The organism is Limnohabitans sp. Hippo4, from assembly GCF_003063605.1.
Taxonomy (GTDB): domain Bacteria; phylum Pseudomonadota; class Gammaproteobacteria; order Burkholderiales; family Burkholderiaceae_C; genus Limnohabitans_A.
In genome coordinates this window covers 121,448-140,982 of sequence record NZ_NESE01000001.1, presented here as the reverse complement: position 1 = coordinate 140,982, position 19,535 = coordinate 121,448, and the positions used below count along the sequence as shown (strand labels likewise).

Genomic DNA, 19,535 nt, shown 5'->3' with positions numbered 1-19,535 from the left:
ATCGGCTCAATCACCCAACCCAAATGGCTTACTGACTCTTCTTATCAGTATTGACTTGATTCATTGCCTTGGAGATGATTCCCAACGCATCCGGACGATTACCTTGCTTTGCGAAATCCAAAGCCGTTAAGCCAAGTTGGTTCTTAACTTGAATATCAGCACCTTCATCAATCAACAACTGCGTTGCTTTCGCTGAGCCATAACGTGCAGCCATCATCAAAGGCGTCGTGCCATTTGGTGATTCCGCATCGATATAAGCACTTTCTTCAAGCAAAAGTTGAATCAATTCAACATGTCCGCCAGTTGCAGCGTAATGCAGTGGCGTCCAGCCTGGCTGGTTGATATCGGCTTGCTTCGAAATTAACAACTTGGCCAAGGCAAGATGGCCTTTGAGGCAAGCCAGCATCAATGCCGTTTCGCCATGCACATTGCGAACATTGACGTTGATCTTGGGATGGCGAACCAAAACTTCTGCGCTGGTCAATGCGCCGACATTCAACGCGTTGAGCAATGCGGGTTCCGCTTTTAAATTGACTGTATTGGGATCAAAACCCCGGCTCAATAAGCTAGAAACAACTTTAACTTGGTCCTTTTGGAGGGCAATGAAAAAGTCCTCATAGGACCCCGCAGCTGACAAGGTATAAAATGCTGAAAATCCAATAAAAACAATATACTTTTTTACTTTATTAAAGTTATTTATGACAAATACAGGGGTCATGATGTCGCTTTAATTTTAGTAAAAAGGCGATCGAAATTGTGACTGGTCAACTCGCCCATTGCTTCAGGTGACATGCCGCGCAACTCAGCCAGTAATTTGGCCACAAAAGGCACATAAGACGGATTATTGGTCTTTCCACGGTAAGGCACGGGAGCCAAATATGGGCTGTCAGTTTCTATGAGCATGCGATCTAGCGGCATCCAGGCTGCTACGTCACGCAGATCTTGGGCTGTTTTGAAGGTCAAAATACCAGAAAAAGAGATGTAAAAACCCAAATCGAGGGCAGCTTTGGCTACCGCCATCGTTTCAGTAAAACAGTGAAAGACACCCCCTGCACTGTTTGCGTCCCCTACTTCACCCTCTTCTTTCAGGATGCGCAAGGTATCGTCTGAGGAGGCACGGGTGTGGATCACCATGGGCAATTTGACAGCGCGTGCGGCTCGAATATGGGTTCGGAAACGATCCCGCTGCCATTCCATGTCCTGAATGGTGCGACCGCCTTTGCGTTCTTCCATTTGGTAATAGTCCAGACCGGTTTCTCCAACGGCCACCACGCGTGGCAAATTGGCTTTTTGAACCAAATCAGCCACCGACGGCTCGTAGATGTCCTCGTTGTCTGGGTGAACACCCACGGTGCTCCAAAAGTTATCGTAGTTCGTGGCCAGTGCATGCACGTTGTCAAACTCTTCCATGGTGGTGCAAATGCACAAGGCACGCGTCACATTGGCGTCGTGCATTTTTTGACGAATGTCTGGCAACTGAGAGACGAGCTCAGGAAAAGACAAATGGCAATGGGAATCGGTGTACATCTAGGAGGAGCTGTTCAGCACTTCACGTGCTTCAGTGCAAAGGGCTTCTAGCATCAGGCCCGCGTTGAAAGGATGCTCAGACGTTTTGGCAGCCTGCGACAAACGCTTGAACCAAGCCGTGAGTTGCGCTGATGAAACTTTGAGCTTGGGTAGATCCGCTTCATTGAAATACCGCAATGTCGCTTGCGTTTGAAGCATCAATAAATCGTGACACAGTTTTTGAAGCGCATCAATGACTTCAGAGGCTGGCAAGTCCGAGCAATAGCTGGCATCTCCCGCCAACATGGCCTTGGGGAATTTTGACCACCATTGCATTGACTGCCCCAAATTGCGTTGCTTCAGAACTTCGTCAGGTCGACCCCCTGCCGCTTTGAGCAAAGCGACAGCGTCATCCTTAGTGACTGATTGCGTTTCCAACCATTGAACAGCTTCCGTTTCAGAGGGCCATGCCATGGTGTGAATCAAGCAACGGCTGCGAATGGTAGGCAGCAACTGATGCGCGGCTTCAGTGGCCAAGACAAATTTCACATCGCCTGGCGGCTCTTCCAAGGTTTTAAGCAGCGCATTGGCTGTGACATGGTTCATGCGCTCTGCTGGAAAAACCAATACAGCCTTGCCTTTGCCGCGTGCATTGGTTCGCTGTGAAAATTCAATGGCATCGCGCATGGCCTCAATGCGGATTTCTTTGCTGGGTTTGCGCGTTTTGTTGTCGATTTCAGATTGGGCTTTTTCGCTCAATGGCCAACCCAGTTCTAGCAAAATGGTTTCTGGCATCAGCACCATCAAGTCAGCATGGGTGTGCACACTCAAAGCATGACAACTGCCGCAATGCCCACAAGCGCCATCAGACAGTGCCGTCGCTGACTCACACAACCATGCGCTGACCATCGACGTGGCCAGCTCGTATTGACCCAATCCAGACGGGCCTTGCAACAGCCAAGCATGACCTTGCTGCGACAGCAAGGCCAAGCTTTGCCTTTCAATCCAGGGTGCAGTTGCGGTCATTTTGCGTATGCCAATTCAACGGCCCTCAATACCTCTGACCAGACGCCTTCACGCGACTGATCAGCCGCAATTTGTACAAAACGCAAGGGTGATTCCTGCATGCGTTTGGCGTAGCCATCACGGACGGCTTGAAAAAAAGATTGAGGCTGAGATTCAAACTTGTCGGGCACGCGAGCCGTGCTCAAACGTTGCGCAGCGATGGCTGGGTCTAAATCAAACCAAATGGTGAGATCAGGTTGACGAAGCGTTGTTGCAGGAACCTTTTGCACCATTTGCTCAAGTGCTTTCAGTACATTCCAATCAAAACCGCGGCCACCGCCTTGGTAGGCAAAAGTGGCATCTGTAAAACGATCGCATAAAACAACTTCGCCCCTTGCCAAGGCTGGCTCGATGACTTGAACCAAGTGCTCGCGTCGGGCTGCGAACATGACCAAAGCTTCCGTTAAAGGGTCCATGCTTTCGTGCAAAGCCAATTCACGAAACTTTTCCGCCAAGGGCGTACCACCAGGTTCACGCGTGAGCGTCACCACATGGCCACGGCTTTTAAACCACTGCGCCAGACCTTCGATGTGGGTTGATTTTCCAGCACCGTCGATGCCCTCAAAACTGATAAACCAGGCCGACTTCATAGATCATTGTCCCTGTTTGGATAAACCGCGTTGGTATTTGTTGACCGCGTTATTGTGCTCGTTCAGCGATTGACTGAAATGGCTGGTGCCATCGCCTTTGGCCACAAAATAAAGGGCGTTGGAAGGCGCAGGATCAATGGCTGCAAGTAACGCCGCCTTACCAGGCATAGCAATGGGTGTAGGAGGCAAACCGCCTCTTGTGTAGGTGTTGTAAGGTGTATCGGTGCGCAAATCGACCCGCCTTAAATTGCCGTCAAACGCATCACCCAAACCGTAAATGACTGTGGGGTCTGTTTGCAAACGCATGCCCATTTTGAGTCGATTGTGAAACACTGCAGAAATAAGCGGTCGATCGCTGGCTCGGCCAGTTTCTTTTTCAACGATGCTGGCCAGCGTCAGCAATTCATCGGGGTGCGTTAAAGGTAAATTGCTTTTCCTTTGATTCCAGACTTTGGTCAAATGGCGGTCCATGGCTTTGAGTGCTCTTTGCATCACCGCCAAATCGGTAGAACCCTTGGCATAGGTGTAAGTGTCGGGGTAAAACCGACCTTCTGGATGGAGATTGGGACGACCCAATTGCGCCATGATCTCCGCGTCGCTCATGCCTTGCGTGGTGAGCTTTAAATTGTCGGACTTGGCCAGCGCTTGTTTGAATTGCTTGAAAGTCCAGCCCTCCACCAGCGTGACCGTTCTGAGTGTTTCTTCACCACGAGCCAGCATGTTGAGCACAACACGAGGCGACATCTCTGGGGTTATTTCATAACTGCCCGCTTTGATAGCCCGGTCTTGTCCAGAGATACGGAACCAAAACCGTAACAATTCTGGCGACACATCGGCACCAGCATCGGCAATGGCTTGCGCTACGCCTTTGGGGGAAGTGCCTGGTTCGATGGCCAAGTCAAGCACTTGAACGCTGGGGGACGCATTCAAATACGATGGCTTGAAGCCCATTGGACTTTGAAGCCAGTACACCGCTGCAGCCAATACGGTTATGACCGACAAAGCAAACAGGGACAGAAAAGCCCCCCACGAGTGTCTTTTTCGTGAATTTTTGCTTTTTTTGGCTTTTGACGCAGGTCGACTCAAACCTTGGATCCTTTGGGTTTTTCAGAGGAGATCATAATTCAGGCATGGACCTGATTGAACCTGATTTGAAATTCTCACCCTCCGGCATTTTGACCCCGCAACATTGGGGGCTTATTTTGGCCGAGGGGCCTGATGCGGGCAGCTTTTTGCAAGGTCAATTGACCAACGATGTCTTGCTTTTGCCAGTGGGACAAGCGCGATTTGCTGGCTATTGCTCGGCCAAGGGCCGATTGATGGCCAGTTTTGTGGTGCTCAAACTCAGCGCAGAAAAGTACCTGTTGGCATGCCATCAAGACTTGTTGCAAAGCACCCTCAAGCGCTTGTCCATGTTTGTGATGCGCGCAAAGCTCAAACTCACGGATGTCACAGCCCACTACGAAATGCGGGGCCTCTTGGGAAATACGGCAGATCAAGCTTGCCCAGCGTTGCAGTCTGAAGTGCCATGGCGTGCCATGCAGGAGGGCGAAGGCCATTTCATCAAATTGCACAGTGCCAAGAATTCTGGTTTGACTATTTCACGCCTTCTGTGGCTTAGTTTGAAAGACGCGTCCTCTTCTCTTGCTTTTTTAGGTCAGTCATTACCCCCCGCAACTGAAAACGAATGGCAATTGGCTGAAGTTTTAGCGGGCATCAGCAGGGTTCAAACAGCCACTTCCGAGGCCTTTGTGCCACAGATGCTGAACTACGAATCGGTGGAAGGCGTGAGTTTTAAAAAGGGTTGCTACCCAGGGCAAGAAGTGGTGGCCAGAAGCCAGTTTCGAGGCACCTTGAAACGACGCGCGTTCATCGTGGCTTGTCATTCGCCCATGCAAGTTGGCCAAGAGGTATTTTCAGCCGACGACCTCGACCAATCATGCGGTACTGTGGCCAGTGTTGCCGAACATGACAGCACGCCGAATGCAGAAGCCGCAAAGTGGTGGGGTATTGTGTCGATGCAAATCAATTCAGCGTCTCAAGTCTTGCACTTGGGCAATCCAGAGGGACCCGAATTGCATCTCAGTGCTTTGCCCTACCCTTTGCTTGAAGACATTTAAGCGAGTTTCAAACTCATTTCAATGTGATCGATGCCGGCGTCTTGAAAGATGTCGCCATGTGCTTGAAAACCCAATCGGCGGTAAAAACCTTCTGCACTGCATTGCGCATGCAAGATCACTTCTTTGTCGCCACGTTGACGAGCGGTCTCAATGAATGCCTCAATCACTTGGCGGCCTAAGTTACCACCTCGCAAAGGTTTGGATACAGCCATGCGGCCAATTTGCGAAACCTGTGGTTTGGGTTGCAGTAAACGACCTGTTGCAACAGGTTGACCCAATTTGTTCCAGATCACTGCATGGACGGCCTTTGCATCATGCTCGTCCCATTCAAGTTCTTGAGGAATTTCTTGTTCATGCACAAATACTTCTGTGCGCAAAGCAGCGGCCCCTTCCTTCAACGCATCCCAGCTGCCTGTTTTCAAATCCACCACGGACTCACCGGCCTCGTATATCAACAAAATGTTGCGCAAAGCTTCTGGAATAGGCTTGGAGGTTTGCGTGAGTGGGTCGGCAAACACATAGATCAATTCGCCACTGATCAGCAACTTATCACCACGAAAAATGCCTGCCTCAAACACCATGGACGACTTGCCAAGTCGGCTGCACTTCATGCCCACACTCAGGTCATCATCCATGAGCGCTGATGCGTGGTACTCCAAGGTGGCTTTCTTGACGTACAACTCTCCACCCAAGATGTGAAAAGCAGTTTCGTAAGGCAAGGCCACGCGCCCCCAATATGCAGTGACAGCGGTGTCGATGTAGGTCAAGTAATGGCCATTGAACACAATCTTTTGCATGTCAATTTCAGCCCACCGCACGCGAAGGCGATGGAAGAATCGGAAGTCACTGCGTTTCATGAAAAAGTTCTTTCTGACAAACAAAAATCATTGGCCTAAAGCGAAGGCATGTTTCAATGCGCGACCCGCATCCTGATGTGCTTGACGCGCTTCTGGTATGACGCGCCCCATGTTGACAAAGCCATGAACCACCCCATGGTAAATCTCAAGATCAACCTTCACACCCGCCATGCGCAGCATATCGGCATAGGCAACACCTTCATCGACCAACGGGTCACATTCTGCCAAACCAATCCAAGCCGGTGCAAGACCGTCATGTCGCTCTGCCAGCATGGGTGCGAAACGCCAATCGTCTCGATCTTTGGCATCAATGTAGTGGTCAAAAAACCAATCAACAGTGGCTTTGTCAAGCATGAACCCAGATTGATAGGTGTTGTGGGAGGTGGTTTCTTGGCGTGCGGCAGTCCCTGGGTAAATGAGCAGTTGAAGGGCCAATTTCAAGCCTGCATCTCTGGCGTGAATGGCGCAAACGGCAGCCAAAGTGCCGCCAGCACTGTCGCCTCCCACAGCCAATGCGTTGGCTTGCAGCCCCATTGATTCTGCTGATTTTGAAACCCACTGGAGTGCATCCCAGGCATCGTCGGTTGCAACGGGAAATCGATGCTCGGGTGCAAGACGGTAGTCCACAGAAATCACAGCGCATTGCCCGATGCGAGCCAATTCACGGCACAAAACATTGTGCGTTTGAATGCTGCCAATGGTGAAGCCACCCCCATGAAAATACACCAATGTAGGGATTGGGGATGCATGAGATTTTGAATAAGGTGCAAACAACCTGGCTTTGATGGATTGACCATCACGCATGGGAATCCGCAAGTCCTCAACCCTGGCCATTGGGGGTTCAGGCAAATCCAAAATGCTGGCCGACACTTCATAAAACAAACGCGCTTGTTGCGCATTCAACAAATACATCGGTGGGCGTCCTGCCCGTTCAATGTTGCGCAGAACCAAGCGCATGGATTCGGTCAGCCGGCTGTGAGGGTTGTGGTGTGAGCTCATGGTGGCTTTTTTATCGCCAATGTGACTTTTTCAGGGTTGTAGAGGCTGACTTGAAACGCGTCATGCAGTAGAGTTGATCGTAACGCATACAGAGAAAATACCATGGCTTTCATCAACTACGTCACCCAGATTCAGATCGACTTCGGCGCGATCCAACTTTTAAAACAAGAGTGCGAACGCGTCGGCATCCACAAACCACTTATCGTGACCGACCAAGGGGTGAAGGCCGCAGGCATTTTGCAGAAAGCCTTAGATGCGCTGCCTGGCATTCAGGTGGCTGTATTTGACCAAACCCCCTCCAATCCCACAGAAGCCGCTGTGCGTGCGGCCAGCGAGGTCTACAAGGCCCAGGGTTGTGATGGCTTGATTGCGGTGGGGGGTGGCTCCTCCATAGATTGCGCCAAATGTGTGGCCATTGCCGTCACGCACGAAGGCCCCCTCAAAACCTACGCCACCATTGAAGGCGGCTCACTCAAAATTACAGACCGTGTCGCACCGCTCATTGCAGTGCCCACCACCAGTGGCACCGGTAGCGAAGTGGCGCGTGGCGCCATTTTGATCGTTGACGATGGTCGAAAGCTGGGCTTTCACTCCTGGTTCATCGTTCCCAAAGCCGCCATTTGTGACCCGGAGCTGACCTTTGGTTTGCCGCCCATGCTCACTGCGGCAACAGGCATGGACGCCATTGCCCACTGCATGGAAACTTTCATGGCACCGGCCTTTAACCCGCCTGCCGATGGCATTGGCTTGGATGGTCTGCAACGCGCTTGGGCGCACATTGAACGCGCTACGAAAAATGGCCAAGACAAAGAGGCACGCATGCACCTCATGAGTGCCTCAATGCAAGGCGCCATGGCCTTTCAAAAAGGCCTGGGTTGCGTTCACTCGCTCAGCCACAGTTTGGGCGGTGTCAATCCCCGCCTCCACCACGGTACTTTGAATGCGATGTTCTTGCCAGCAGTGGTCCAGTTCAATGCCCTTGCTGAAACCGTGCAAAAAGAAAACCGCTTAAACCGCATGGCGCAGGTGATGGGCTTAGCTTCCGGTTCTGACATTCCGCATGCCATTCAAGACATGAGTGCGCGACTAGGATTGCCTTCAGGCCTGAAGGCCATGGGCGTCACTGAATCGCAATTTGATGCTGTGATTCAAGGGGCGATGGCCGATCACTGCCACAAAACCAACCCCCGCATTGCAAGCCCAGACGAATATAGAGAGATGCTCTCGGCCTCGATGTAATCAAAGGTCTTGCACGCAGGCCATGTCTGGTTTTTCCAGCCAGGCGGCAAACTCATCCGCCAGTTGTTGACTGGCTGAGGTCGCGGCTTGCCAAACCTTGACCCTCGCCTGCAAATCTTGGCCGTAAGTGGCAAAGTCTGTTCGATCGGGCAATTTGCTGTTGGGCAATGTTTGAACCCACTCGGGGCGTGGTGCCAACACCAAGGTGTTGTTGAGAAAGGCGCTGGCTTTGTGCCGCCATTTCAGGGCTTTGTCGAGCCAACCGGGTACCACAGCTTTTTGAAAATGCGGATACACAACCAAACCACCAGGTGCTGAGTCATTTGAAGCATTGCACCAATCAAGGTGCAAGTGGTAATCCGTGATGCCACCATCCCAGTAAGCGCCACGCGGCGCGCCTTCAATGTCATGCACAGCCTTCAAAACAAAGGGAATGGCACAACTGGCTTGCAGCACATCCATGAAATTTGAAGTCGTCAAAGGCAATTGCCGTGTTGCGTAATCGTGGGTACCAAAAGGCAATGTACCTGCAGATGAAAACACCACGCGCTCTAAAGATGCCCCCATGGCTTTGCGACGGATCAGATTGCTTAAAAATGCACCACCATAGCCTAAGGGACTGAGGACTGGGTGCTCTCGATGAAGCAGACCCTTGCCACGAGACGTCAACACATGAAGACGAAAACGTGGATGATTTAACAGGGGTTCAATCAGGCCGCCATAAAACAAATCTAAATTTTCACGAAACGAATCGCTGACTTGCTGCGCACTGGGAAACTTTTCGCCGGGTTTCAATTCATAGTGTTGATGAATGTAATCGTGCTCCAGTCTCAACAAACCAGCGCGACTCTCAGGTAAACAGGCCGTTGCCATGCGCCATGCACCAATGGAGGCGCCCACCAAATCAATCGTTTGCTGACTGGTCGGCAACCACTCGTTGAACATGAATCGATCAAGTGGGCCAAGGATTAAGCCCTTGGGTCCTCCTGCGGCAGCAGGAATCACCTTCACATCGGATGCACTCAGCCCATGCAAAGCCAGGTGCTGCTTGGCTTGAGGGCCGGCATAGATGGCAAGGGCTTTCATGCGATCCCTCAACCCTTGTTTTGCAATTTGGCAAATGCAGAGGCCATGGCACTTTGGCCTAAATTGCCAGATTGAGCGGGACCCTGTGAACGTTGGTGTTGATGACCTTGACGGGGGCCACCTTCAAATTTATTTTCTCGACCACGTTGCGAAGCTGATGGTGATGCATCACTGAGCTTCATGGTGAGGCCAATCCGTTTGCGCGCCACATCCACTTCAGTCACTTTGACTTTGACAATATCGCCCGTCTTAACCACCTCGCGTGCGTCGGTGATGAATTTGTTGCTGAGTTGACTGACGTGAACCAAGCCATCTTGGTGGACACCCAAATCAACAAAGGCGCCAAAGGCCGCGACGTTGCTCACGGTCCCTTCCAAAATCATGCCTTCTTTCAAATCCCGTATGTCATCGACACCGTCATTGAAACGCGCCACTTTGAAATCGGGCCGAGGGTCACGGCCTGGTTTTTCCAACTCAACCAAAATGTCTTTGACCGTGATGACACCAAACTTATCGTTGGCAAACAATTCTGGGCGCAAGGTTTTAAGCATGTCTGCGCGGCCCATAACGTTTTCAACCGGCTGAGCCACCTTGGCCATGATGGCTTCGACCACGGGATAGGTTTCGGGGTGAACGCCCGTCATGTCCAATGGATTGTCACCGCCGCGAATGCGCAAGAAGCCAGCACTTTGCTCAAAAGTTTTAGCGCCCAGTCCAGTGACCTTCAGCAGATCTTGACGATTTTTGAAGGCGCCATTGGCCTCACGCCACCGCACAACAGCTTTGGCAACACCACCGGACAAACCAGAAACGCGAGACAGCAAAGGCACACTGGCCGTATTCAAGTCCACACCCACAGCATTCACGCAATCTTCCACCACAGCTTCCAAGGTGCGCGCCAATTCTGTTTGATTGACGTCGTGTTGGTACTGTCCCACACCGATGGACTTCGGATCAATTTTGACCAACTCGGCCAAGGGGTCTTGCAAGCGGCGCGCAATGCTGGCCGCTCCGCGCAAGCTCACATCGACATCGGGCATTTCTTGGCTGGCAAATTCACTGGCGGAATACACAGAAGCGCCCGCCTCGCTCACCACGACCTTTTGAATTTCGGGGCTGTCGGATGTTTTGAGTTGCTTGATGAGATCGGCCGCCAATTTGTCGGTTTCACGACTTGCAGTGCCATTGCCAATGGCGATTAAATTCACACCATGTTTTTGGCACAGTTTGTTCAACGTGTGCAAAGAGCCATCCCAGTCACGGCGAGGCTCGTGGGGATAGACCGTGGCAGTTTCAACCAATTTACCCGTGTGATCTACAACGGCTACTTTGACACCAGTGCGAATGCCTGGGTCCAAGCCCAACACCACACGAGGTCCAGCAGGCGCAGCCAATAACAAATCACGCAAGTTATCTGCAAAAACTTTGATGGCAACTTTTTCGGCCTCTTCACGCAAGCGCGCAAAGAGATCGCGCTCTAATGACAAACTGAGCTTGACGCGCCATGTCCACAAAATGGTTTTACGTATCAGGTCGTCTGAGGGTCTTGCACTGTGTGACCAATCAAGGTGTAAAGCAATGCGACCTTCTGCTAATGCATTGGCGGCTTGAGCCGCAGCCGTTGCAGTCAGTGGTGCTGCAGAAGCATTGAGGGACTCAGGTTCTGGCAAAGTGAGCTTGGCGTCTAAGAATTCCAAAGCACGGCCACGGAACACGGCCAAGGCACGGTGCGAAGGCACACGGCCAATAGGTTCGCTGTAATCAAAGTAATCTCTGAATTTGGCCACCTCAGCTTGGTTCTCGTCTTTGCCCGAAGCCAAGTGGCTGGTGAACAGACCCTCTTTCCAGAGCCATTCACGCAGAGCCTGAATGAGAGAGGCGTCTTCTGCCCAGCGCTCAGACAAAATGTCTCGAACGCCATCCAACACAGCACCGATGCTTGAAAAGTCGGCACCTTCAATGGCATCGGCTGGTTTCAAATAAGCCTGCGCTTCAACTTGAGGATCAAGCGTTGGATTGGCCCACAACGCATCTGCCAAGGGTTCGATGCCAGCCTCTTTGGCAATCATGCCTTTGGTGCGGCGCTTGGGCTTGAATGGCAGGTACAAATCTTCCAAGTCTTGCTTGGTGGCTGCTTGTTCAATGGCCAATTGCAAATCGGGGGTCAGCTTGCCTTGATCGGCAATGCTTTTGAGGATGGTGGTGCGGCGCTCTTCCATCTCACGCAAGTAGCCCAAACGGTATTCCAGTTCACGCAACTGAATGTCGTCCAAGCCGCCCGTGACTTCTTTGCGGTAACGGGCAATGAACGGCACCGTGGCGCCGCCATCTAACAAACTCACGGCCGCCTGAACTTGCTCAGGGCGGATTTTGATTTCAGTGGCCAATTGGCCCAATATTTTCTGCATCTCGTCGGCTAACTTCTAGGGATTTCTAAAACTCAACCGACGAGTTTGCCACACTCCGGTGGCTCTTTTTTAGCTGCGCAGTTCGGCTTTGAGTTTTTCGCCAATGTCAGGACGTGCGGCAAAAGGATTGGGCGGGTTTTGCTGCTGAACAATGGCTTCCATACGAGTTTGAACATTGCCCAAAGCCTGAGGATGGCTGTAGATGTAGAACTGGTCATTGGCAATAGACTCAAAGACCATTTCGGCCATTTGAGCGGCAGACACCTTGCCACTGCTGACCGCTTTGTCGCTCATGGCCTGACCAATCAGTTGGCTTTTGGTGGCCTTTTGATGCGGTAAATCCGCCGGACGGTTGCGGTGGCTTTGGCTAATGCCGGTGGGCACAAAGTAAGGGCACAAAACGCTGGCACTGACTTGGTCGGTCACAAGTTTCAAATCTTGGTACAGGGTTTCAGTTAAAGCGACCACTGCATGTTTGCTGACGTTGTATACACCCATGTTGGGGGCTGTGAGCAAACCGGCCATGCTGGCGGTATTCACGATGTGGCCTTCGTAGGCCGGATCTTTTTTAGCGGCCTCTAGCATCATGGGCGTGAACAAACGCACGCCGTGCACCACACCCCAAACATTCACACCCAAGACCCATTGCCAATCGGCCACGGTGTTCTCCCAAACCAAGCCACCTGAACCCACACCCGCGTTATTGAAAACAAAGTGGGGCGCGCCAAATTGCGCTTGCACATCCTTGGCCAAGGCGTCCATTTGATCCGCATTGGAAACGTCCACGCGCTTCGCAAAAACCTTCACACCTGTGGCTTTGATTTCAGCTTCTGCTTTGTCGAGTGCATCTTGCTGCACATCCACCAGCACCACATTCATTTTCAGGCGGGCTGCAATGCGTGCACATTCCAAACCAAAGCCAGAGCCACCGCCTGTTAAGACAGCTGTTTTATTTTCGAAATTGCGAATCATGATTTGACCTTCTTCAAAATAAATCCGTTACGGGGAAAGTGAACATGAACCTTGCCTGCACGCTCATCTTCACGGCGCAATGTGAGTCGAGTTTTGGTCGCTGCAACCAAAATACCTGGGGTGGGTTCTAAACCAAAGTTATCTGCAGTGATGGTGACTTCGGAACCTAGGGCAATGCCATGATCGTCAACAAAAGCAAGCTTTGAAACATCTTCGGGGCTTGCGTGCTTGGCCACCTCAACCGCTTGGTCTGACTTCATCTTGTCGTGCTGACCATGACCGATGGCTTTCATGCGCGCCATCCAATCTTTGAGTAAAGGTGTTGCGTCTAAAATCCCCGCCACACTGGGAGTTCTCTCCAGTGTGAACCACATGGGGTGGTAAGCAGAAAAGTCGGCAATGGTGGGTACCTCCCCCATCAAATAAGGGTGCTCTGTCAGCATGTCTGACAAGCGGCGCAATTGACTTTTGTAAGTGCTGGTGCCCTCGCCCAATGACATTCTGGGCGCGCCACCTCGCATGGCTGCGCGATCGGCGACAAAAGCTTGAACCACCGCCTCAGGGGCACCTGCAAAAACATCGGCAACACCGGCGGGTTGAAAGTTATAAGCCATGGCTGCTGGAAATACCTGACTGTCGGCCCATTGCGCCACAATTCTGGAAGCGCCATTGACGGGTGATGGGTAGAGGCTGGGGGCAGGCGCCAATTTCTCTAAAACATCCGCAATCAAAGCGGTATCGCAATAAATGTCGGCACCGATTTGCAGCACGGGGGTTCGACGATAACCACCCGTCAAAGACGTGAGGTCGGGTTTGGGCATGATCATCGGAATGATCACGCTTTGCCAGGCCAACTTTTTATAACCCAAAATCAAACGAATTTTTTCTGCAAAAGGTGACGTTGGGTAATGGTGAAGAATCAGTTGGCTCATGGCTTGGCTTTCTTAAATGGGTATAGATTTAAACCAGTTTCACCAGTTGTTTGCCAAAGTTTTGACCTTTGAGCAAGCCCAAGAAAGCTTCAGGTGCAGAAGCAATGCCTTGCGCAATGGTTTGACGTGGGTTGAATTTGCCACTGGCAATGAGTTCAGCCAATTCAGCCAAGGCTTCAGGCCACACTTCCATGTGCTCACTCACAATGAAGCCTTCAATGGTCATACGGCTTTTCAGGATCAACGTAGGGTTGGTCATGGGCAAAGGCTCTCCGTTGTAGCCTGCAATCATGCCGCACACAGCGACGCGGGAAAAGTCATTGGCGCGCAACATCACGGCATCTAGCACCATGCCGCCCACGTTTTCAAAATGGCCATCAATGCCATTGGGACAGGCATCTCGCAGTGCTTTGGACAAAGAGATGTAATCGGTGTGTTCTTTGTAGTCAACGCAAGCATCAAAGCCCAACTCATTGACCACGTAATCGCATTTGGCTTTGCCACCGGCAATGCCCACCACACGAAAACCACGTGCTTTGGCCAACGCGCCAAACGCGCTGCCCACAGCGCCACTGGCAGCGCTCACTGTGACGGTGGCGCCAGGTTTGGCTTGAATGATTTTGACCAAACCATACCAGGCCGTCACGCCGGGCATGCCCACGGCACCCAGGTAATGGCTGATCGAAATTTTCTCTGCATTCACATGCTTGAGCGCCCCCACGGCATCAGCGTTGATCACGCTGTACTCTTGCCAGCCGCCCATGCACAACACGGTTTGACCCACCGTGAATTTGGCGTGCTTGCTCTCGACAACTTCACCCACAGTGCCACCAATCATGGCTTCGCCCAATGGTTGGGGCTGTGCATAATTTTTGCCAGCATTCATGCGGCCGCGCATGTAAGGGTCAAGGCTCAAGTAATGGTGTTTAACCAAAACTTGTCCGTCTTGCAAAGCAGGTGTTTCTGCGGTGATCAATTTGAAGTTGGAAGCTGTTGCTTCGCCTTCAGGACGATTGTCTAAAACGATGATGTGATTGGTCGGCATGTTTGTCTCTTGGTTGAAATTGATTAATCAGTCGAAATGGGTGAAGACACTGAAGGGGTCCGCTTGACATACTTGAAGGTCCCTGTGGCATGGGCACACAGTTGACCATCAGCGTCATACACTTTGCCATCTGTGAAGGCCATGGTTTTGGTGCGATGCAGTAGCAAACCTTTGGCCACCAGATGCTCATCGCCGGTGGTTTTGGCGGGGCGCATGAAACTGGTTTTCATTTCAATCGTGACGACGCCCATCTCTTGTTCAACACTGCGTGCAGCCGTGGCCATCACCACATCGAGCAAAGTCATCACAGCCCCGCCATGGGTAATGGCGAAAGAATTGTGATGCTCCGCGCGAGGGCTGTAGTGCAACTCTGATGTGCCGTTCTCGAACTTCTCTAATGTGAAGCCGAGGTTGTCCACAAAGGGAATGTGGACGCCAAAGGGAATGCTCATTGCTTAGCCACCAATGATGGCACTCACGCCACCGTCAACAGCCAGCCATTGACCTGTAATGTGCTTGCCGGCCTCGCTGGCGTACAACAGCGTCAAGCCTTTCAAGTCTTCGTCATCGCCCAAACGACGCAAAGGTGCGTGGCTCGCCATGCGATCGGCGCCCATTTTTTCGAGCAAGCCGTAGGTCATTTTGCTGGGGAAGAAGCCTGGACAAATGGCGTTCACGGTAATGCCATGTTGACCCCACTCACCTGCCAGCGCCTTTGTGAAATTGACCACAGCACCTTTGGATGTGTTGTAGGCGATGGTTTGCATCTCAGGTGGGTTACCGGCCAAGCCCGCAATCGATGCCACATTCAAAATTCGGCCACGACCATTTGGGATCATGGACAAGTTGGCCACTTCTTGTGCCAAGATGAAATAGCCTCGCACATTGAGGTTCATCACTTTGTCCCAAGCGGAGACTGGATGAACTTCAGCAGCTGCGCCCCAAGTGGCGCCTGCGTTGTTAACCAAGATGTCAATGCGCCCCATTTTTTTCACGGTCTCTTGTGCCAAACGGCGAATGTCCTCTTCCTTACCGCAGTCTGCTGCAATGAAGTCTGCCTCAATGCCTGCCGCTTTGAGTTCAGCCACGGCTTCTTGCAAATCATCCGCTTTACGCGAGCTCAACATCAATCGAGCACCTGCTTCGCCAAGCGCATGTGCCATCTGCAAACCCAGGCCACGAGAGCCTCCGGTCACCAATGCAGTTTGTCCGGTTAAGTCGAAGAGTTGTTTGACGGTACGTGTCATATTCAATCCTTTGTAAAAATTAGTTCCAAAAATCCATGCACTGTCGCTGCGCGACAATGGCTTTCATGAACGGTTTGATGGCGATGTGATCTGGGTGGTTTTGATAAGCAGTCAATGCATCTTCATCCTTGAAAACAGAATTCAAGATGACATCACAAGTGCAATCGAGACCCTCTGATTTGAGGCCCACTTCAAAAAATTCGATGCCGGGCACCAAGCTGGAACAACTCATGAGCACTTCACGCGCTTTCAGCATGTTCTGCGCTTTGGTCTGACCCTCTGCTTCTTCCTTCAAAGTCCACATCACAATGTGACGCAAACCTTGAGGCATGCTTTTCATGTGATTCATCAAAATGCCTCTTCAGATAAGTTGGCACACGTCATGTCGCGATTGCTAACCACATTGAGCCAAGCATCAATCTTGGGCAGTTCATAGCGGTAAAAATATTTTGCAGCTGCTTGTCGGCCTGTTTGTTGAGCCGAAGCCTCACCCCTGCATGAAGCGCTTACGTCCAACCAGATCCAAGCCAATACCAAATGACCAAATGCTTGCAAATAAGGCACGGCATTGGCCAAAGCCTCTTGAGGCTGTCCCGTAGACCAAGCCGACTGGGTGGCCTGCGTCACTTTTTGAAGTGCAGAAGTCAGCGCTTTGGCATCCTCGGCCAAATCAGGGAAGGCTTGTGCTTTTTGAGCTGTCGCCATCACGCGTGCAGCCAAGAGCTTCACGCCTCTGCCCTCTTCCATCAAGACTTTGCGGCCCAACAAGTCCATGCCTTGAATGCCGTGGGTGCCTTCATGGATCATGTTCAGGCGGTTGTCTCGCCAGTACTGTTCCACAGGAAAATCTCGGGTGTAACCATAGCCACCATGAATTTGAATGGCCAAGCTGTTGGCTTCCAGACACCATTCGCTGGGCCAGCTTTTGGCAATGGGCGTTAACACTTCTAGCAGCAGGCGAGCTTCGTCGGCATTTTCAGCTGTACCCGTGTGCTGCTCATCCACCAATTTGGCGCAATACAACTCTAGTGCCAACGCACCTTCGCAATAAGATTTTTGGGCCAGCAACATGCGCTTGATGTCGGCGTGTTCAATGATGCGAACCTGCGCTTGCGCAGCATCCTTCACCACCTTCTGTGAGCCACCGGCAACGGGACGACCTTGTGGGCGGTTTTTGGCGTATTCCAAGCTGGCCTCATAGCCAGCCATGCCCAACATGGTGGCTGCCAAGCCCACGCCGATCCGTGCTTCGTTCATCATGTGGAACATGTAGCCCAAACCACGACCTGGTTCACCGACCAAGTAACCAACAGCACCCGAGCCATCTGAGTCTGTGTTGTCGGTCGCAACTTTGAACTTGCCTTCCCCAAAATTCAGCAGTGTGTTGGTGGTACCACGCCATCCGCATTTGTGATTCAAACCCGCCAGGGCCACATCGTTGCGAACACCCGTCAATTGACCTTCGGTGTTCACCATTTTCTTGGGCACGATGAACAAGGAAATGCCTTTAACGCCAGGAATCAACTTGCCATCAGGACCCGGAATTTTGGCCAAAACCAAATGAATGATGTTTTCGGTAAGTTCATGTTCACCCGCCGAGATCCACATCTTGTTACCTTTGAGGCGATAGCGCGCACCCAAAGGATCTTGTTGGAACGATGCGCCATCAGGCGTGGCGCGTGTCATGACGTCGCTCAATGAAGAACCTGCTTGAGGTTCAGACAAGCACATGGTGCCAGACCAGCGTCCTGAAAACTCGTTGAGAGCAAACACTTTCTTTTGCAATTCCGAACCGTGCGCCATCAGCAAATTGGCATTGCCGACAGTCAATAAACCCGAGCCCATGCTGACAGAAGCCATGGCAAAGAAAGTATTGGCCGCCGCTTCAACGGTATAGGGCAACTGCATGCCACCAATCTCGTAGTCTTGCGCTGCGCTGAGCATGCCGGATGCGGCGTAAGCTTTTTGCGCGTCGTGCGTGGCTTGCGGCAGAATCACTTTATCGCCATCAAAGCGAGGTTCCTCTGTGTCGACAAGGCGATTGAAGGGCGCGTATTTTTCGCGGGCAATTCGCTCGCAAGTGTCCAGCACGGCATCAAAGGTTTCTTGACTATGGTCCGCGAATCGTTCGCGTTGTTGCAGTTGGTTAACGTCCAACCATTCGTACAACAAAAAGTCCAGCGTAGTCCGAAGGCTCATGGCAAATAGCTCTCAGTAAAATTAAAAACGGGCGGCCTGCATGGATAGCGGGTCGCCCGTGGTTGCTTAGTGGATGCTGAGCGTGTGCGTTTAGAGCACTTCAAAAATACCGCAAGCACCCATGCCACCACCAATGCACATGGTGACAGCCACACGCTTAGCACCGCGGCGTTTGCCTTCGATCAATGCGTGGCCTGTGAGGCGTTGTCCGCTCACGCCGTAAGGGTGACCGACGGCAATGGCGCCACCATTGACGTTAAGGCGGTCGGGAGGAATACCCAAAGTGTCGCGGCAATACAAAACTTGCACCGCAAAGGCTTCGTTCAATTCCCACAAATCAATGTCGGAAACTTTGAGGCCTAAACGTGCCAAAGCTTTGGGGACAGCATACACAGGGCCGATGCCCATTTCATCGGGTTCGCAACCGGCAACCGCAAAGCCCAAGAATCGTCCCAGAGGCTTCAAGCCGCGTTGCTCGGCCAATTTTTCGTCCATCAAAACGCAAGCGCCTGCGCCGTCTGAGAATTGGCTGGCGTTGCCTGCAGAAATTAAACCACCAGGCAAAGCTGAGCGCAGACCTGAGATGGCTTCAACTGTTGTGCCTTCACGCAAACCTTCGTCCACGCTGACGGTCACTTGCTTGGTCATCATACCCATCGTTTTGTCGATGACGCCTGCAGACACTGTGATCGGTGCAATTTCGTCGTTGAACAAACCAGCGGCTTGGGCTGCACAAGCTTTTTGTTGGCTGGCCGCACCGTATTCGTCCATGCGGTCACGGCCAATTTTGTAGCGCTTGGCCACTTGCTCTGCCGTCTGTAACATGTTCCAGTAAATTTCTGGTTTCATTTTGGCTAAAGCCAAATCTTGCAGCATGTGTTGGTTGGCTTCTTGTTGAACGCAAGAAATGCTTTCAACACCACCGGCCACATAGACCTGGCCTTCGCCAGCGATGATGCGCTGGGCAGCCAATGCAATGGTCTGCAAACCCGATGAGCAGAAACGGTTGACGGTCATGCCAGACACAGAAATAGGCATGCCAGCCTTCAATGCAATTTGACGTGCAATGTTGGCGCCAGTAGCGCCTTCCGGTGTGGCGCAACCCATGATGACGTCTTCAACTTCAGAGGCATCAATACCAGCACGTTGAACGGCGTGTTGAACCGCATGGCCACCCAATGTGGCGCCATGGGTCATGTTGAAAGCACCCTTCCAGCTCTTGGCCAGAGGTGTGCGTGCGGTCGAAACAATGACGGCGTTGGTCATATTG

19 protein-coding genes are annotated in these 19,535 nt (G+C 51.9%); 2 read left to right on the top strand and 17 right to left on the bottom strand.

The genetic code is table 11. The annotated features are described in order from the left end of the window. Nucleotides 1–28: 28 nt before the first annotated feature. The 5 genes from B9Z46_RS00645 to mltG are packed head-to-tail and all read right to left on the bottom strand — an operon-like array spanning nt 29 to nt 4,163. Nucleotides 29–718, bottom strand: a complete 690-nt coding sequence (locus B9Z46_RS00645) for an ankyrin repeat domain-containing protein (protein WP_108254182.1) — start codon at nt 716–718, stop codon at nt 29–31. Further along, a complete protein-coding gene (locus tag B9Z46_RS00640; RefSeq protein ID WP_108254181.1) occupies nt 715–1,527 on the bottom strand; it encodes a TatD family hydrolase in 813 nt (270 codons plus the stop codon). Before B9Z46_RS00640 ends, B9Z46_RS00645 begins: the two co-directional genes overlap by 4 nt. Continuing rightward, on the bottom strand, nt 1,528–2,532 hold the full coding sequence (locus B9Z46_RS00635) for a DNA polymerase III subunit delta' (RefSeq protein ID WP_108254180.1): 1,005 nt from the start codon (nt 2,530–2,532) through the stop codon (nt 1,528–1,530). It lies immediately after the preceding gene. Next, complete coding sequence (gene tmk, locus B9Z46_RS00630; RefSeq protein ID WP_055360764.1) at nt 2,529–3,161, bottom strand: dTMP kinase; 633 nt, start codon at nt 3,159–3,161, stop codon at nt 2,529–2,531. The genes B9Z46_RS00635 and tmk overlap by 4 nt, the downstream gene beginning before the upstream one ends. Before the next feature lie 3 nt (nt 3,162–3,164). Next, nucleotides 3,165–4,163 carry an endolytic transglycosylase MltG gene (mltG, locus tag B9Z46_RS00625; protein WP_233245864.1) on the bottom strand — a complete coding sequence of 333 codons (999 nt, stop codon included), beginning with the start codon at nt 4,161–4,163 and terminating at the stop codon, nt 3,165–3,167. A 128-nt stretch (nt 4,164–4,291) separates the two neighbouring features. Here mltG and B9Z46_RS00620 point away from each other — a divergent pair, with 128 nt between their 5' ends. Continuing rightward, nucleotides 4,292–5,281 carry a folate-binding protein YgfZ gene (locus B9Z46_RS00620; protein ID WP_108254178.1) on the top strand — a complete coding sequence of 330 codons (990 nt, stop codon included), beginning with the start codon at nt 4,292–4,294 and terminating at the stop codon, nt 5,279–5,281. On the opposite strand, the gene B9Z46_RS00615 is transcribed toward B9Z46_RS00620, so the two are convergent. Together B9Z46_RS00615 and B9Z46_RS00610 are read right to left on the bottom strand one after the other, a co-directional pair. Beyond that, the gene (locus B9Z46_RS00615; RefSeq protein WP_108254797.1) at nt 5,278–6,138 is read right to left on the bottom strand and encodes a YbgC/FadM family acyl-CoA thioesterase; all 861 of its coding nucleotides are present in this window, start codon (nt 6,136–6,138) and stop codon (nt 5,278–5,280) included. The genes B9Z46_RS00620 and B9Z46_RS00615 overlap by 4 nt on opposite strands. A 27-nt stretch (nt 6,139–6,165) precedes the next feature. Beyond that, on the bottom strand, nt 6,166–7,137 hold the full coding sequence (locus B9Z46_RS00610) for an alpha/beta hydrolase (RefSeq protein ID WP_108254177.1): 972 nt from the start codon (nt 7,135–7,137) through the stop codon (nt 6,166–6,168). 102 nt (nt 7,138–7,239) lie between these two features. Here B9Z46_RS00610 and B9Z46_RS00605 point away from each other — a divergent pair, with 102 nt between their 5' ends. Then, nucleotides 7,240–8,376, top strand: a complete 1,137-nt coding sequence (locus B9Z46_RS00605; protein ID WP_055360767.1) for an iron-containing alcohol dehydrogenase — start codon at nt 7,240–7,242, stop codon at nt 8,374–8,376. On the opposite strand, the gene B9Z46_RS00600 is transcribed toward B9Z46_RS00605, so the two are convergent. The 10 genes from B9Z46_RS00600 to B9Z46_RS00555 all read right to left on the bottom strand — a co-directional run bounded on the left by B9Z46_RS00600 (nt 8,377) and on the right by B9Z46_RS00555 (nt 19,531). Continuing rightward, complete coding sequence (locus B9Z46_RS00600; protein ID WP_108254176.1) at nt 8,377–9,462, bottom strand: patatin-like phospholipase family protein; 1,086 nt, start codon at nt 9,460–9,462, stop codon at nt 8,377–8,379. Between the two features lie 8 nt (nt 9,463–9,470). After that, on the bottom strand, nt 9,471–11,870 hold the full coding sequence (locus B9Z46_RS00595; protein ID WP_108254175.1) for a Tex family protein: 2,400 nt from the start codon (nt 11,868–11,870) through the stop codon (nt 9,471–9,473). A gap of 69 nt (nt 11,871–11,939) precedes the next feature. Next, complete coding sequence (locus B9Z46_RS00590; protein WP_108254174.1) at nt 11,940–12,842, bottom strand: SDR family oxidoreductase; 903 nt, start codon at nt 12,840–12,842, stop codon at nt 11,940–11,942. Beyond that, a complete protein-coding gene (locus B9Z46_RS00585) occupies nt 12,839–13,774 on the bottom strand; it encodes a glutathione S-transferase family protein (protein ID WP_108254173.1) in 936 nt (311 codons plus the stop codon). Before B9Z46_RS00585 ends, B9Z46_RS00590 begins: the two co-directional genes overlap by 4 nt. Nucleotides 13,775–13,802: 28 nt before the next feature. Next, the gene (locus B9Z46_RS00580) at nt 13,803–14,819 is read right to left on the bottom strand and encodes an NADP-dependent oxidoreductase (protein WP_108254172.1); all 1,017 of its coding nucleotides are present in this window, start codon (nt 14,817–14,819) and stop codon (nt 13,803–13,805) included. Between the two features lie 23 nt (nt 14,820–14,842). Then, nucleotides 14,843–15,271, bottom strand: a complete 429-nt coding sequence (locus tag B9Z46_RS00575; RefSeq protein ID WP_108254171.1) for a PaaI family thioesterase — start codon at nt 15,269–15,271, stop codon at nt 14,843–14,845. 3 nt (nt 15,272–15,274) lie between these two features. Then, entirely contained in the window at nt 15,275–16,066 is a 792-nt protein-coding gene (locus B9Z46_RS00570; protein ID WP_055360774.1) for an SDR family oxidoreductase, read from the bottom strand. Between the two features lie 19 nt (nt 16,067–16,085). Next, entirely contained in the window at nt 16,086–16,415 is a 330-nt protein-coding gene (locus B9Z46_RS00565) for a Dabb family protein (protein WP_233245863.1), read from the bottom strand. Further along, nucleotides 16,415–18,265: an acyl-CoA dehydrogenase gene (locus B9Z46_RS00560; protein WP_108254170.1), complete on the bottom strand. Its 1,851-nt coding sequence runs from the start codon at nt 18,263–18,265 to the stop codon at nt 16,415–16,417. The genes B9Z46_RS00565 and B9Z46_RS00560 overlap by 1 nt, the downstream gene beginning before the upstream one ends. A 90-nt stretch (nt 18,266–18,355) precedes the next feature. Next, entirely contained in the window at nt 18,356–19,531 is a 1,176-nt protein-coding gene (locus B9Z46_RS00555) for an acetyl-CoA C-acyltransferase (RefSeq protein WP_108254169.1), read from the bottom strand. Between the last annotated feature and the right edge of the window lie 4 nt (nt 19,532–19,535).

Bases quoted from the DNA above. Each gene is read 5' to 3' on its own strand.
- B9Z46_RS00645 (WP_108254182.1), bottom strand. From the start codon at position 718: ATGACCCCTGTATTTGTCATAAATAACTTTAATAAAGTAAAAAAGTAT.
- B9Z46_RS00640 (WP_108254181.1), bottom strand. From the start codon at position 1,527: ATGTACACCGATTCCCATTGCCATTTGTCTTTTCCTGAGCTCGTCTCT.
- B9Z46_RS00635 (WP_108254180.1), bottom strand. From the start codon at position 2,532: ATGACCGCAACTGCACCCTGGATTGAAAGGCAAAGCTTGGCCTTGCTG.
- tmk (WP_055360764.1), bottom strand. From the start codon at position 3,161: ATGAAGTCGGCCTGGTTTATCAGTTTTGAGGGCATCGACGGTGCTGGA.
- B9Z46_RS00620 (WP_108254178.1), top strand. From the start codon at position 4,292: ATGGACCTGATTGAACCTGATTTGAAATTCTCACCCTCCGGCATTTTG.
- B9Z46_RS00615 (WP_108254797.1), bottom strand. From the start codon at position 6,138: ATGAAACGCAGTGACTTCCGATTCTTCCATCGCCTTCGCGTGCGGTGG.
- B9Z46_RS00610 (WP_108254177.1), bottom strand. From the start codon at position 7,137: ATGAGCTCACACCACAACCCTCACAGCCGGCTGACCGAATCCATGCGC.
- B9Z46_RS00605 (WP_055360767.1), top strand. From the start codon at position 7,240: ATGGCTTTCATCAACTACGTCACCCAGATTCAGATCGACTTCGGCGCG.
- B9Z46_RS00600 (WP_108254176.1), bottom strand. From the start codon at position 9,462: ATGAAAGCCCTTGCCATCTATGCCGGCCCTCAAGCCAAGCAGCACCTG.
- B9Z46_RS00595 (WP_108254175.1), bottom strand. From the start codon at position 11,870: ATGCAGAAAATATTGGGCCAATTGGCCACTGAAATCAAAATCCGCCCT.
- B9Z46_RS00590 (WP_108254174.1), bottom strand. From the start codon at position 12,842: ATGATTCGCAATTTCGAAAATAAAACAGCTGTCTTAACAGGCGGTGGC.
- B9Z46_RS00585 (WP_108254173.1), bottom strand. From the start codon at position 13,774: ATGAGCCAACTGATTCTTCACCATTACCCAACGTCACCTTTTGCAGAA.
- B9Z46_RS00580 (WP_108254172.1), bottom strand. From the start codon at position 14,819: ATGCCGACCAATCACATCATCGTTTTAGACAATCGTCCTGAAGGCGAA.
- B9Z46_RS00575 (WP_108254171.1), bottom strand. From the start codon at position 15,271: ATGAGCATTCCCTTTGGCGTCCACATTCCCTTTGTGGACAACCTCGGC.
- B9Z46_RS00570 (WP_055360774.1), bottom strand. From the start codon at position 16,066: ATGACACGTACCGTCAAACAACTCTTCGACTTAACCGGACAAACTGCA.
- B9Z46_RS00565 (WP_233245863.1), bottom strand. From the start codon at position 16,415: ATGAATCACATGAAAAGCATGCCTCAAGGTTTGCGTCACATTGTGATG.
- B9Z46_RS00560 (WP_108254170.1), bottom strand. From the start codon at position 18,265: ATGAGCCTTCGGACTACGCTGGACTTTTTGTTGTACGAATGGTTGGAC.
- B9Z46_RS00555 (WP_108254169.1), bottom strand. From the start codon at position 19,531: ATGACCAACGCCGTCATTGTTTCGACCGCACGCACACCTCTGGCCAAG.